The sequence below is a fragment of the Moorena bouillonii PNG genome (genome assembly GCF_001942495.1).
Taxonomy (GTDB): domain Bacteria; phylum Cyanobacteriota; class Cyanobacteriia; order Cyanobacteriales; family Coleofasciculaceae; genus Moorena; species Moorena bouillonii.
Map to the genome: position 1 here is coordinate 3,705,349 of NZ_MKZS01000001.1, position 14,178 is coordinate 3,719,526.

Consider the following 14,178-nt stretch of genomic DNA (forward strand, 5'->3'; position numbering starts at 1 on the left):
AATTCTAGCAAACAACGTCATTGCAAGCTTTGAGCCACTTGTGTCAGGCAGCCAGGTTAATACCTTGGGATTGGGATTGAGCAATCCTCCAGGAAGGAGAAAATTATGGGCTGCTGGAAAAGACAGCACCATCCCACCAATACCAGCACCAGCAATGGCTAGGGCGTGTCTGCAAACCCAATAATTTAGGTTAGAGAGATTTGCAATCGCGAGCATAAGGAAAGGAATTTGGGCAAAGCCCGACCCTAAGCAAACGTTTTGCTCAACTTGACCATAAATCTTTCTATGATCAACAGTTTAAAGATTTATTTTTATCTATAGTAGTCATAAAAAACATGATTTCAACTAAAGCCAGAGTAATATAGAAGCAATAGTCAACATAGCTAGGTAATTGACTGCATATTTCTCATAGCGAGTTGCTATTCGTCGATTTTGTTTGAGACGGTTAATTAGTCTTTCAATCCGATTACGTTCTCTATATAGTCCTCGGTTGAAGCGTTCTCGTTTCTTTTCGTTACTTTTTCTGGGAATAATAGGAGTTGTACCTCGACGACGTAGTTTTTCTCTAATAGTTTTACTACTGTATCCTTTATCACCTAAAAAGTAGCGAAAACGGCTTTTTGGCCTTCCTCGACCCTGACGTTTAACTTTTCCGAGGGCAAGCAAATCATCAAAACCAATGGTATCATGGCGTTCTCCTGATGTTAGAGCAAAAACCATTGGTTTGCCCAATCCTTCCGACCGAATATGAATTTTTGTGCTGAATCCTCCCTTACTCCTCCCTAGTGCCTGTGAGTCTTGCCCCCTTTTGCTCCGGCTGCGTGTTGATGTGCTCGCACGACTGTAGTATCACCCATGTGAACTTCCCAATCGATCCGACCCTCAGCGTCGGCAATTTGCTGAAGACTTGCCAAAATCTCCTCCCATATGCCCGCTTTTCGCCAACGATAAAACCGACTTGACACCGTACTATGGACTCCATAAGAGGTTGGTAAATCCCTCCAGGGCGCACCTGTTCTCAAAATCCACAGTATGCCATTTATGATCTGGCGATGGTCATGTGCTGGTTTTCCTGTCCAAGCTTTTTGAGGAGGTAACAAAGGTTTAATTTTTTCCCATTGGGAATCTGTTAAGTCTCCTCTTGCGATCTCAGTCGAGGCAAGTTTTTCAGCGAGCGCTCTCATCACAATACCTGAATCATTTTACTTCAGTATAGCAGTTTGCAGACACGCCCTAGTATGGACATGGCAAGGGTTTGGATGGACAGAGTCAATAATTGTGGGAATTGCACTCCATTAATTTGTGGTGGAAATGACCCTGTAGAATGCCATCATGTCTTTTGGGTGACTCAAGCTTCGGCTCCGAGTTGGATTAAAGTCTCAGGATTAACCACAGATGAGCAGGGATTTATTCTAGTTACTGATACCTTTGGTCTATCCTGCAACGGTCTAGTTCATCCTGAACAACTGCTGCGCAAAAGCGGGATGAAACCTGGTCAAGTGCTGATTCTGACTAAAGCCATTGGGACGGGAACTCTCTTTGCTGCTAATATGCGCTACCAAGCCAAAGGTCGCTGGATTGAACAGGCAGTGGAATCGATGTTACTATCCAATCAAACCAGCGCCCAAGTCTTTCGTGAATGTGGCGCAACAGCTTGTACTGATATTACTGGATTTGGAGTGTTAGGGCATCTCCGGTAAATGGTTAACGCCTCAAACGTAGGCGTGGAATTAGAGTTAGCAGCGATTCCGCTTTTACCAGGAGCAATAGAAACTGTGGCAGCAGGAATCACTAGTTCTATTCACCCTAAAAATTTACAATTTTCTATCTACATCAAGAATAGATTAGACGTTAGTCATTTCCCTAACTACCAGTTGTTATTTGATCCTCAAACCTCTGGTGGAATCCTAGCAGCTATTCCAGCGGAAAAAGCTGATGAATGTATTAATAAATTGAAAGCTTTCGGTTATAAAGAAAGCTGCTTAATTGGTCGGGTCATCCCAGCTCCAGAAGCTAAATCGAGAGCGATTACTATTATATAGCAGTTCTCAATTGGGTGAGGTACTTTCGTTCTTGGTTAATGATAGTAGGTAGTAGGCAGTAGGGATGGAGCGCAGTCTTAGGGGTTTACCTGATGAGCAACTTCCTAAGAGATTGCTCTTCACAAAGTTGAGCGAGCCATCGGCTAACTGCCTGTTGTCATGGAAAATCTTTATCCTCTCTAGATTAGCTCTTATTCCTTTCCAGATTCTAGCTAAAGTACCAATAAAAGCCGATTATCCTCTAAAATCATCAGTAAATGTAGCCCCTGCTAATCTCTGCCCAAGGCTAACACATGGGTTGTAGTGATATGCCTAGGTATTATTGCTAGTTAATAGCAGTTAGTCAGAATAGCTTAAAATTTTTTTCGAGCTATTGAATCTTTCTATGGTATTATAAATGTTTGTACAAGAGTAGCTTGCCACCAATTCTTCTGTCAGGAGCTGTATGGTATCTAATTCCCAAGTCTTATCAACTAGCAAAAGTACCCTTAGTGCGATCGCACTAGGTAGTAACCTCGGTGATTCTCAAGCCACCTTAGAAGCTGCTCTGATTGAACTCGATCAAACTCCAGGGATTACTGTCAAAACCCGCTCCAGTTGGTACAAAACTAAACCTATTGGACCTGTGCAACCAGATTATATCAATGGTTGCGCCCTAGTGGACACACAAGTAAGTCCCCAAAAGTTGCTAGAGACTCTGCTAGAAACAGAGCAAAAGTTTGGTAGAGTTCGTTTGGAACATTGGGGAGCAAGAACCTTAGATTTAGATTTAATCTTGTTTGGTAACCTGATTCTAGATACCCCTGATCTAATCATACCTCACCCACGCATGAGAGAGAGAGCGTTTGTGTTAGTGCCCTTGGCCGAAATCGCTCCTGATTGGATAGAGCCAGTCTCAGGAATGAAAGTTTCCCAACTTCTCGAAAGGTTAGATATTTCCGGAGTTACTCGGTATTAATTCTTAGGATATCAAATCTGGTTGATGGACTATATAAACTGAAAAACAATGGTGAACAAAGACAATGCTGAAAAAAGCTTTAGTTACTGGTTCAGCAGTGGGAATTGGAAAAGCGATCGCTCTCGATTTAGCTAGTAAGGGATTTGATGTTGCATTTCACTATAACCGCAGTGAAGAAGCAGCCAAGCAAGCTTCTGAGGAAGCAGCGACTCACGGAGTAAAAGCGATCGCCCTACAAGCAGATATCACCAAACCAGAGCAAGCAAAGTTATTGGTAGAAAATGCAGCAGCACAACTAGGGGGTTTATCAGTAATTGTCAATAATGTAGGCAACTATTTTAGTAAACCCACTAGCCAAATATCAGTAGAAGAGTGGCATTCTGTAATTGATTCCAACCTCAATACTACTTTTTATGTCACTAGTGCCGCAATTCCCTACCTGAAGTCCGCAGGTTGGGGTCGCATTGTTAATATTGGTGCTGCCAGTGCCCATAATGTCACTGCCCGTGGTACTAATACAGCTTATATAATCGCTAAAACTGGCATCATTATTTATACTAAGTCCCTTGCTAAAGAGCTAATTGCAGATAAAATTACTGCCAACGTGGTATCTCCAGGAATAGCAGAGAATTCCTTTGAATACGATGATGATTGGCAGGATGCTATGCCTAACTTACCAGCAAAACGCCCTGCCAGTTTGTCAGAAATTGTCCATGCTGCTTGTTTTTTTATCAGTCCTGATTCTGATTACATCACAGGACAAGTAGTAGAAGTTTCTGGCGCTTGGAGTTTATAGTTTTAGTAAATAGAACAATATTTTGAATAGGATAAACATGCTGACTCTCGAACATCTATACGACATTCATGAACAGTATAAGGATGCCTTAAGCGTAAAAGTTGAAGAATTTACCATTGGCAACAAACATTTGAATTTTAATTCTGAAAAAGCTATCTTAGGAGTAGTCAATCTTTCTAGTGATTCTTGGTACAGGGAAAGTGTCTGTTTAAGTTCAGAACAAGCGATTCGTCGCGGCATCATGTTAAAAGCCCAAGGAGCAGATTTTGTAGATATTGGTGCTGAATCTTCTTTGCCCCATGCTGAGAGAGTAGAAGATGTGAGGCAACAAAGTAAAATTTTGCCTGTGTTGGAAGCCCTCCATCAAGAAGGTGTGTTAACTTCTATTGAAACCTATTATCCTCAAGTGGCTAGGGAATGTTTAAAAGTTGGAGCCAATATCATCAATTTAACGGGTTCCCAAGACAATCAGGAAATTTATCAACAGGTATCGGAGTTTGATGCTGGGGTGATCATCTGTTACGTTCAAGGAAAAAACGTCAGAGAAGTTGATAACTTTGATTTTGGCAACGATCCAACAGACTTAATGTATGATTATTTTGCCAAAGAGATTGAACTAGCTACTAAACTTGGTGTTAGGAAAATTTTTGTTGATGCCGGGTTAGGTTTCTACTACAAAAATCTTCAAGACAGCGCCCTACGCATTCGTTTTCAAATGAAAACCTTTTTAAATACTTTTCGTCTTCGGAAATTGGGTTTTCCCGTGTGTCATGCCCTCCCCCATGCTTTTGAATGTTTTGGGGAAGAAGTCAGAAGTGCTGAACCTTTCTTTGCAGTTCTAGCAGCATTAGGAAAAACCGATTTGTTTAGAACTCATGAAGTTCCTAAAATTAAAGCTGTTTTAGATACTCTTAGTTTATTTTAAATCAAAACTAATGACCTCAACGACATCACATTTTTAAGATTTCAAGAGTAGATATCATGAGTCTCGAATAGAGTATATGGCAACAGGAGAGTCTCCAACCTGTGATGTCATTTCATCTGAAATGCCTTACTGGGAAAATAATAGGCTAATTTTTCCTTTTCTAATTAACGACTGGAAGCATGTCTATTATATCGACTTTCCTCTGGAATTTAAAAATACACAGAAACCCCATATATCTGTCTTAATTGGGATTGCAATGGCTGAAATTTACCGCCTTTGTGAAATCTGTACGCCTCAGATAGTGCAAGTTCCTTGGTATAGTTGCCTTCCGTGGGAATCAGATTGGTGGAATGAGGACATTTATTGGTATCTCCAGCAAAAGTTTTATCTGGAAAAATGGAGTTGGGATAGAATGCCTCGAATAGAGTTTTCCCGAAGTGAGCTAGAGAATTCTTGGTCACCATCAGTAAAGGATTCCTATCTTCTTGCAGTCAGTGGAGGTAAAGAAAGTACCTTTGCCTTTGAGTGGATGCAGCGAGCTAACCTGACCATGGAAACCTTTACTCTACACCATGCTGGGGGAATACTAGGAGACAATTGGCAGAAAAAGTTCCCAGTATTCGAGCCCATAAGAAAGCGATCGCACCTTTGGGAAATACTTACTCATCCTAGGGAAGATCCTGCTCAACATTTTGATTATAAGGGGGTACGTAACGATCCCACAATTACCAATGCCTTGTTCGTTATGATGATTATTGCAGCACAGCAGGGGCATAAGTTTCTGGTGCTAGCAAATGATAAAAGCTCCAATGAATCTAATGCCACCTATCAAGGACGTAGCGTTAATCATCAAAGTGCCAAGGGCAATGCTTACATCGAACGTTTTAATGATTTCTTGGAGCGCAAGGGTTTGCCATTTCGCTATGTTAGCATCTGTGAAGAGGTTTACTCTATAGCAACAGTTCAGCAACTATCCCTTTGGAACAAAAGCATCCTGAAGGATCTTACCTCCTGTAACGAGGCGCAGTGGGCTCCCGGCTCCTCTCGGTGGTGTTGTGGCTGTCCTAAGTGTGCTTTTTCCTTCGCGTTGATCGAAGCTGCAACAGATTATGATTTTGCTATCGATGTAGTGGGAGAAGACTTATTCAGCGTCAAGAAACTTGAGGAACTGTGGACACGTCTGTTTGACCCAAGGGCTGAGAAACCATTTGAATGTGTTGGGGAAAAACGTGAAACTTTGATGGCATTAGTTAAATGTAAACAACAGCGTATCAAGAATGGTCAACCCTTGGGTGCTCTTGCTGAGATACCAGATGTTAAGTTTGACAACTCTCTGCTGATGATATCTCCTCCCAAGAATATTCCTATGCCTCACAGAGATAAATTAGAGTCTGTCTGCACATTCCGACTTTGAGATGAACGATGGCAGGGAAGCGCAGCGCGATCGCGCAGTTCGATGAACGAAAAATCTGGAATTTATAATTCATCATTCATCATTCATTTTTTTCCTTGTGTATATAGCAATCCTAAATCAGTTCTAAAATCTGCCAAATCTTAAATCTTTACTGGACAAGGGTTATAGCGAGAGCTTCGGCCACTAGATTTTACGAATCATTTAGGACTGCTATAGTTTAAAGTTTTTGACAAAGATAAACCCCTTCTTCTTGATTAGCAGCTTCCCAGTAATCCAAAACCTTAATACCATAACTCTTTAGTATTTCTTGAATCATAGGAGTAGTATAACGATAGGAAAAAAATAATCTAATTCTATCTTTGCTTCTCCACTCAATAAGGTTGTTTTCTAAACTAAAAATCACATCGTTTTCTAATTCAAAATAAGCAGCAATTCTTTTAAATTGTTGATTTGGTTCATCCTGTTCTATTGTAAATTTAATAGTCCCATCTTTGGCTTCGACTCCAGCATCAAGTAAAACAGTAATTAACCACTCTTTAGTTAACTCATTATCATATTGAGGAAGAACTTTTTGAATACCTTGCAGATAATCAGAACCAGGGGCTAAATTAGCACTAAAAAGCAATATATCTCCCTTGCTTAGAAAATTACTTAAAATCGGCAAAATTTCCTCAGGAGCGAAATTGGGAATCATGCCAAAAAAGGTAATTATATTTCTTTTGTCTTGATTATCGACAAGGGAGATTAAATCATCAGAGTGAAGCAGATCGCAAACAATGGGCTGTACCCGTAAATTAGCAAAATATTCTCTGATCTTTTGAGCAGAAATTATCGCCAGAGATAAGCTAACATCAACAGGATAATAAGTTAATGCTCTTTCAGAATTTAATAATTGGGAAACTAGAAGTTTATCTTTTTCTCCACCACCACAACCTAAGCCAATTAAATTTAAATTTAGACTATTATCATCTAAAATTTCTGCGGTTTTTTTAAAACACTTGGCATAGGCATCAATACAGCTTTCATCTTGTCTAGCTGGAGAATAAGTTTCGTGTATTTTTAACCATTTTTGGCTTTGCTTGACACTATCGTAATGAAATTTGTGATTGATTTTACAAGAAGTAAAGCCAGCTAAATAATCTTGAAAAACTCGCTCAGGAAATTGACTGGGATGTACGTATACTTTTTCAAAGTCTAACATATATAAATTCTCAAACTCATCAGGTACAAATTTATTGGTTTTAGGAAACAGAGAACAGGAAACAGGGAGCAGGAAATAGGTGATAATAAAAAAAATATCTGTACCTAATAGCTATGATAAAAGCTATATATTATAGTGAGTATAGATTTGCTTTTCTAGATAGTCCTCAATTAACACGCGAGTGTAGCTATTGAGAGGATATTCCAGAGCTTTTTGGGGAGTCACCCATGCCCATTCCTCAATTTCTTCGTTGGGAGTGATGGTTTCCGTGGCAGAAAAGGCATAGTAATTAACCATGATGAAATGGGCTTCTCGCACAAACTGTGAGTCCAACACTGCTTCCTGTAGCAACCCAAAGCGTACCTGGGTCAAATCTAGACCAACTTCTTCCCGAAACTCCCTGAGGAGTGCATCCTCAAGGGTTTCACCCCATTCTACTTTACCTCCTGGTACACCCCATTGACCCCGCCATTTAGTGGTTTTGACAATCAAAATTTGTCCACTTGTAGTTAAGACAAGTGCCCCTACCGTAGTCAAAGGAAACTGCCCCTGCACAGATAGCCCTCCATTTGTGATTTCCTCTGGAATCCCATTGCTTAGCTTGTGTCGAATTTTTTGTTTCACAGACCTACCTGGAATAGGTTAGCGCAGTTTCCAATCTTTAAGGATCACAATCTGAGATCACCAATCACCAATCCTGATTTCTGGGCTAGTGGCCAGTAAATCAGGATTTTGTGAATTTCAGGGGTAAGCTCGAAGCTATTCCCTGTTTAAAACTTGATTCTCACAATACTCTACCATGCCCAAACGCGCTTATCGTCTAGTTGAGCAACAATGAACGACCCCTTAGTGAAAAATCTTCTATCCACTGGCAAGGCATTTCAGGGGAAGCCTGAGCCGCTAACTCTCTAGACCTTGAAGAACTTCCAGGCTACTAGGAGTTGTTATACTGAAAATTTAAACTCCCCAGGCAAGATTCGAACTTGCGACCAATCGGTTAACAGCCGACCGCTCTACCGCTGAGCTACTGAGGATTGCCAAACAATTGCTCTTCACATCTACTTATTATAATCATACAGTACAAAGTCTGGCAAGTACTTTCGCAAATTTTTTTGAAATCACTGTGGTGTCGGGAGTTTTGAGTACAAGGGAAAGTAAACAATAAATAGTTAACACTAAGCAGTCAAGTAAATATAAGCCAGTCAGTAGTCACCAGTCAGTAGTCACCAGTCAGTAGTCAACAATACTATCCTAATCGTTGACTTCTTGCCACTGTAGCCCATGCTTGAGTGGGGAACGGCTTGATTCAACGTTGACCTTGAGCAACGGTTTTTGGTTAACCCCTGATTGCCTTTGTTTTTCTAACACTGCTCTAGCTAATGCCGCTTGTCGTTCCACTTCTTCCTTTAAATGCTGCTTACGGGAATACTCAGCTATCTTGATTCTCGCTTTCTGGTAGGTCGGGGTTTCTTTAGGGATTTGAGACAAATAAACTAGCGCTTGAATAAAGTTACCCTGTCCTCCTTGTTCATAGGCTTCTTGTAACAAATACTCTGCTCGAATCTGTTGCTTTTGCTGATATTCCTTCAGCTTTGGTTGGACTTTAGCACCGGTGGGGGTTTCTGGATGGATTTGTTCGAGTAGTGCGATCGCATTGCTAAAGTCTTGGGCTAATGCTTGTTTGTAGGCTTGCTTTAATAACCCTTGGGCTTCTGCCTCAAGGCGAGGTTTTGCCTTCTTGACTAAGGGCTCCATCTTCTTTTGCCAAAAGCCAATTGAGGGCATTTTATCGTATCCCTCAAGCACATCTGACCATCGTTCTTGATAAAAGGCTTGCTCTGTAGCCTTAAATAGAGCTTCAGCACCTTGCCATTGTTGCTGCCACTGTTGAACCGTATTTAGGGATTGTTCATAGATCAGACTATCGCTAGGAATCGATTCTGCTAGTGCGATCGCTTCCTCCAAATCACCGGCTTGATAGTGTTTGATTGCCTTTTGTAGAATATCAAATTCAGAACGAGACGCAGAAGCATTCAGTAGAGCATAAAGTCCGATTAAAATCGCTATACCATTGGAGCTTGCTGCTCCGACTCCGATTCTTTTCAGTAAAGGTGGCAATTTTGGCCAGCTATATAGGGCGAATTCACGGACATACACTTTCCAATGTAAGTCAGGCTCATAATTGCTAAGTGCTGAGTCGTTATTACTAGTTTTTGAGTCTTGAGTGCTGAGTGTTTCCTGCTCAGTTTTGACTCCTGAGTCAGACAATAGCGCTGCCTGTTTTAATTCTTGTGAGCTAGACTCCCTAGTCAGTGCTGAGTCTTCAATGCTAACCCTTGAGTCAGACTTAGTATCCAGCACGCTTAATTCAAAAGTGTCATTGTCACTAAACTCGATACTGAGTGCTGAGTGCTCCGTTATCAGTTCTGAGTCAGACTGAGTATCCAGAACGTTGAATTCAAGAGTGTCATTGTCACTAAACTTGATACTGAGTGCTGAGTGCTCGGTTATCAGTTCTGAGTCAGACTTAGCAATAGATACTTTTAACTCAGGACTTTGAGTAGACATGAGTGTTTTAAGTACGATTAATGCATCATTTGCTGACTGATAACGCAATTTGCTGTTGTAAGAGACCATATGGTTGAGTACAAACGCCATTTTATCGCTAACCGATACATGGTTTCGCCAATGAATCTCACCAGTCTCAGGGTCAGCCAATTGCATTGGGGTCATGCCTGTGAGGGCGTGAATCGCAATCATTCCTAGGGAATAAATGTCACTGTTAGGAAAGGATTGACCAGCAAGTTGCTCTGGGGGTATGTAGGCGAAGGGACGAATTGTGCTGGATGCATCAGACCGTGGATACTCGGTCAGATGGGCTTTGATTGGCTTTGAATTAATCAGCTCAGCAGCACCAAAGTCAATCAAAACTAGCCTACGGTCTGACCCTCGTCTGATTAGGTTATTGGGTTTGAGGTCTCTATGAATTATCCCTTGGCGGTGAATAAATTCTAGAATGCCTAGAACATCTTCTAATAGTTCAATGCACTGGTTTTCGCTAAAGCGTTTATTACTGTTTTGGCTGATTGGCAGTTCAGTACTAAGAGTTTCTCCGACAATTAAGTTTTGAACTAAGTAAAATCCCTGGTTATCTTCAAAATAATCAAGTAGACGGGGAATTTGGTTATGGCTGCCCAGTTTGATCAAGGTTTGAGCTTCATTGAGCCAGAGACGCTTAAGAAATTGCCATTTTTGAGGATCATCGCTTTTGGGCTGAAGATACTTAATCACATAGCGGGGATTGCCCTGTTGTCGGGTATCCTCTGCGATATAGGTTTTGCCAAATGCCCCAGCACTTAAAGATTCAATGATTTTATAACGCCCGTTGAGGAGCTTTCCCCATAAGGAATGATTTGGATTAATTTTCAAAGAATTTTTTCCTACCAGAATCACTTCTATTTAGTTTTTTTCAAGAAACCAACAGTGTTTCCGGAATTAGTGGTTGATAGAAGTAATTGGATTTGCGGTAGCGTCACCCGGTAGGAAATGGGATGTAAGCAATCAGCTATATTAAATCAGCTATATTAAATAAGATATATTAAATCACCTATCAGTGATCAGTAATTTTAATCATGGGCGTTACTCCCGTTGCGGGATGATATGACAATTGTTGACAACCCCAAAGCTTCCACTCTTCACCCTTCTTCCCTCTCCGGATGTTGTCCTCATTTGCTACAACAGAAAGCAACTGGGTATAAAAACTATATGCCAGGATAGAGATTAGATGTGTGTTCTTCGGTGGTCATCATATCCGCTTCTTAAACATGGAAAGTTGAAATTAGCACTATGAGCAAGGATCTAGACTTTAGCCCCCAGGGCTATGAAATTAAACAAGAGTTAGGACAAAATCACGCTGGGGGTAGAGTCACCTACCTGGCGACACAACTGGAGACTCAGCAACCGGTTGTGATTAAGCAGTTGCAGTTTTCCCAATTAGGTACTAGCTGGGCAGAATACGACACTTATGAACGAGAAATTAAACTCCTGCAGCAGCTAAATCATCCTAGCATTCCTCGCTATATCGATTCTTTTGACACTCCCACTGGATTTTGCTTAGTCCAAGAATATAAACCAGCACCTTCCCTCGCGGAAGATTACCACTGGACACCAGAAGAAGTTAAGCAAATTGCGATCGCGGTCTTGGAAGTCTTGGTTTACTTGCAACGGCGGCAACCTCCTGTGATTCATCGAGATATTAAACCAGAAAATATTTTGGTTGATAGACAGGGCAACTTGAAGGTGTATCTAGTAGATTTCGGTTTTGCCCGGATAGCAGGTGGGGATGTGACCCTCAGTAGCGTTGTTAAAGGTAGTGTAGGGTTTATGCCACCAGAGCAGATGTTTAATCGGCAATTGACCAAAGCATCTGATCTCTATAGCTTAGGAATAACCCTGATTTGCTTGCTGACAGGGACAAAATCTAGCGAAATCAACACCTTAGTTGATGAGAATTATCGGATTAATTTCAAACCACTGTTGCCCAAGCTAAATCCCCAGTTTATTCATTGGCTCCACAAAATGGTGGCACCTAACCTCAAACATCGCTATCCCGATGCAGCAACTGCCCTCAAAGCCCTGAAGCCGATTGATGTGGTGAATGATATCACTCCTCTAAAAACACTGTTGCAGGCTATACAACCAACAAAAGCAGTAGTAAAACTTGCCACCCTCAGTCTTGTGGCTGCGTCTTCATCGGCTATAACCTATGCCTGGATCACCAGTCCAGCCAGACAGTTGCTAACCAGTGGAGAATGCCAAGGCTGCAATCTCCCAAATATCAACCTACAGGATAAGAACCTCAATAAAGCTAAGCTGCAGGGGGCTAATCTGAGTGGTGCCGACCTAGAGGGGACTAACCTGTGGAAAGCTAACCTCAAGGGGGCTAACCTGTCGGGAGCTAACCTCGAGGGGGCTAACCTAAACGGTGCTCTCTTGCATGGTGCTAACCTGGGCGGAGCTAACCTCAAGGGCGCTAACTTAGACATCAAGAGGGCTAAGCGCTGGCGTATTAACCTCAAGGGCGCAACTATGCCTGATGGCTCTATACATAAGTAGAGATAAGTAGTCCAATAGTAGTCCGATCGTGTCTGGTTGAATACTTATCATTCTGGGTTTTTCGTCAATTGAAAATTAACAATTAACAATTAACAATTAACGATTAACCTAAATACCAAGTGATTAACCTGATTCGAGATGACTAGTTAAATTGAAAGATGTGACCAGAACGAGCACGAGAGTATTTCACTGTTGCTATCTGGTTAGAGGAGCGATCGCGTACTGTGATCAATCCTGATTTATTGCTCAAGTGCATTGAGGATTGAGTTAAACGGGTGATGGGGAAGCGCTTAACTTCGTTAGGTTGGAGAATGCCACTCAGGAGTTGGGGACGACCTAGTTTATCTGCCATCTCCCAGCCAGTGAGGTCAATGGCTTCACTGGTCACATTCTTCAACTCAACCCACTCCCTTCCCCCTTCATCGGAGCCTTCAGGATTAGGTAATGCCGCTACGATTATCACAGGACCATCATTCTTAATGATATCATCTACTGGCACAACTACTGGACGATCCATATCCGGTTCTTTTGTGCCATCCTTGCTCAGGAAGATGGGAAAGAAGGAACGAATAAACTCGCCACGGCTACCATTGGGATTGGTACTGCGGTAGAGGACTAAATCGTAAGTGGCATCATTGATAGTAATTCGAGCCTTGTCACGAATTTTGCCGTAGACACTTTCATAATAGGCAACGGTTGCGAGCGCGATTTCACATTCAGGGCTTGGTCCAACAAAAAATCCGCCTTTCTTCTTGAACAATTTAGCAATAACATTGCCTCGAATATCAGTCACATTTTGGGTCATTTGTAACGTGACAACGTTGGGATTATTCGGTCCTTGATTACCTCGTAAGTCATACTTGTAGCCGAGAAAATTAACTCTATGATTTTGTTCATCAAGGTAGAATTTTACCCATGAGTGATAACCAGAAATGCTGCCAAGGGTTTCTCGTTGATCTCCAGAGCGGATATTGTATTTTCCTTCTCCAACAAATACATGCTCAAAGCCAGAAGCGAAGTGAGTTGATTTGCCCTTGTAGTAATTGGTATAGAGTTCAAACCAGATTCGCTGTAGCTTGAGTCTAAATTGCTGCTCCGAAAGAGTCTCACCTAACTCTTCGTTAATATAGTTTCGGGCAAGCTGTATCGGTTTTGTAGACATAATCAGAGAAATAAAATCTAACTGCTCATGTTCTTCTTCTTCAGGAGTAACTTCTGGGTCAACAGAGCGGATAGCGTAGTTATCTAAAAGTTTAATGAAACTGCTATAAGTGCGGGTTTCATCGAATAATTTGTCTTCATTGACTTTATAGAATAAGGGTCGGGTAGCTAAGTCGATTTCCCGTTGACCGCTAGCTTTGACCTGCTCATCTAATAGAATGTCAGCAGTTTCGTCTTCCCATTCTCCGGAGCTAGTGCGAGTGCTAACCGAGAATTGGTTTTCGTCACTTTCCCAAATTTGTTGATAAATATTGGTTTCGCTCATGTCTCTCTTGTTTAAGTTAAATGATCTAAAAGTTGTTGAATATCTCTATGCCAAGTTGAATGATTGACGGTCAACGGTCAACGGTCAATAAATCTATTCTAGGCTCAATATTTTCAGGAGACAGTACCCTTGAGGGTACTTTTTTATTGCTCAGTCACCCAGGGGGTAATCTCAAATCTGACTATTAAACTCCCTTAACCCACTCTACCCATGCCAGCGATTCCGTGAGGTAGCAACAATG

The 14,178-nt window shown here is 41.5% G+C and carries 12 protein-coding genes, 1 tRNA gene and 1 pseudogene; 7 read left to right on the forward strand and 7 right to left on the reverse strand.

The window, feature by feature from the left end; genetic code table 11:
- Both BJP37_RS41950 and BJP37_RS34470 read right to left on the reverse strand, forming a co-directional pair.
- A partial coding sequence (locus BJP37_RS41950; protein WP_143727627.1) for a hypothetical protein occupies positions 1-216 on the reverse strand: 216 nt, incomplete at its 3' end.
- A 129-nt stretch (positions 217-345) separates the two neighbouring features.
- Positions 346-1,148, reverse strand: a pseudogene (locus BJP37_RS34470) (IS5 family transposase).
- Between the two features lie 72 nt (positions 1,149-1,220).
- Here BJP37_RS34470 and BJP37_RS44305 point away from each other — a divergent pair.
- The 6 genes from BJP37_RS44305 (at position 1,221) to BJP37_RS15160 (ending at position 6,135) form a co-directional block, all read left to right on the forward strand.
- On the forward strand, positions 1,221-1,700 hold the full coding sequence (locus BJP37_RS44305; protein ID WP_330359435.1) for a hypothetical protein: 480 nt from the start codon (positions 1,221-1,223) through the stop codon (positions 1,698-1,700).
- Positions 1,701-2,042, forward strand: a complete 342-nt coding sequence (locus tag BJP37_RS44310; protein ID WP_075899964.1) for an AIR synthase-related protein — start codon at positions 1,701-1,703, stop codon at positions 2,040-2,042.
- Between the two features lie 445 nt (positions 2,043-2,487).
- Positions 2,488-3,000: a 2-amino-4-hydroxy-6-hydroxymethyldihydropteridine diphosphokinase gene (gene folK / locus BJP37_RS15145; RefSeq protein WP_075899966.1), complete on the forward strand. Its 513-nt coding sequence runs from the start codon at positions 2,488-2,490 to the stop codon at positions 2,998-3,000.
- A 64-nt stretch (positions 3,001-3,064) separates the two neighbouring features.
- Complete coding sequence (gene tmpR / locus BJP37_RS15150; protein ID WP_075899968.1) at positions 3,065-3,796, forward strand: bifunctional dihydropteridine reductase/dihydrofolate reductase TmpR; 732 nt, start codon at positions 3,065-3,067, stop codon at positions 3,794-3,796.
- Positions 3,797-3,833: 37 nt separating this feature from the next.
- Positions 3,834-4,721 (forward strand): dihydropteroate synthase, encoded by an 888-nt coding sequence (locus BJP37_RS15155; protein ID WP_075899970.1) that lies wholly within the window; start codon positions 3,834-3,836, stop codon positions 4,719-4,721.
- Between the two features lie 76 nt (positions 4,722-4,797).
- Positions 4,798-6,135 carry a MurL C-terminal domain-containing protein gene (locus BJP37_RS15160; RefSeq protein WP_075899972.1) on the forward strand — a complete coding sequence of 446 codons (1,338 nt, stop codon included), beginning with the start codon at positions 4,798-4,800 and terminating at the stop codon, positions 6,133-6,135.
- Between the two features lie 217 nt (positions 6,136-6,352).
- Here the strand turns inward: BJP37_RS15160 and BJP37_RS15165 are convergent, their stop codons facing one another.
- From BJP37_RS15165 to BJP37_RS15180, 4 genes are all read right to left on the reverse strand, one after another.
- Complete coding sequence (locus tag BJP37_RS15165; protein WP_075899974.1) at positions 6,353-7,336, reverse strand: L-histidine N(alpha)-methyltransferase; 984 nt, start codon at positions 7,334-7,336, stop codon at positions 6,353-6,355.
- Between the two features lie 123 nt (positions 7,337-7,459).
- Entirely contained in the window at positions 7,460-7,891 is a 432-nt protein-coding gene (locus BJP37_RS15170; protein ID WP_075906115.1) for an NUDIX domain-containing protein, read from the reverse strand.
- A gap of 407 nt (positions 7,892-8,298) precedes the next feature.
- Positions 8,299-8,370: transfer RNA gene (locus BJP37_RS15175), tRNA-Asn, on the reverse strand.
- 217 nt (positions 8,371-8,587) lie between these two features.
- Positions 8,588-10,765: a serine/threonine-protein kinase gene (locus tag BJP37_RS15180; RefSeq protein WP_158069597.1), complete on the reverse strand. Its 2,178-nt coding sequence runs from the start codon at positions 10,763-10,765 to the stop codon at positions 8,588-8,590.
- 417 nt (positions 10,766-11,182) lie between these two features.
- On the opposite strand from BJP37_RS15180, the gene BJP37_RS15185 reads away from it, so the two are divergent.
- Complete coding sequence (locus tag BJP37_RS15185) at positions 11,183-12,451, forward strand: serine/threonine-protein kinase (RefSeq protein WP_075899978.1); 1,269 nt, start codon at positions 11,183-11,185, stop codon at positions 12,449-12,451.
- 142 nt (positions 12,452-12,593) lie between these two features.
- On the opposite strand, the gene BJP37_RS15190 is transcribed toward BJP37_RS15185, so the two are convergent.
- On the reverse strand, positions 12,594-13,937 hold the full coding sequence (locus BJP37_RS15190; protein ID WP_075899980.1) for a lamin tail domain-containing protein: 1,344 nt from the start codon (positions 13,935-13,937) through the stop codon (positions 12,594-12,596).
- Positions 13,938-14,178: the final 241 nt, after the last annotated feature.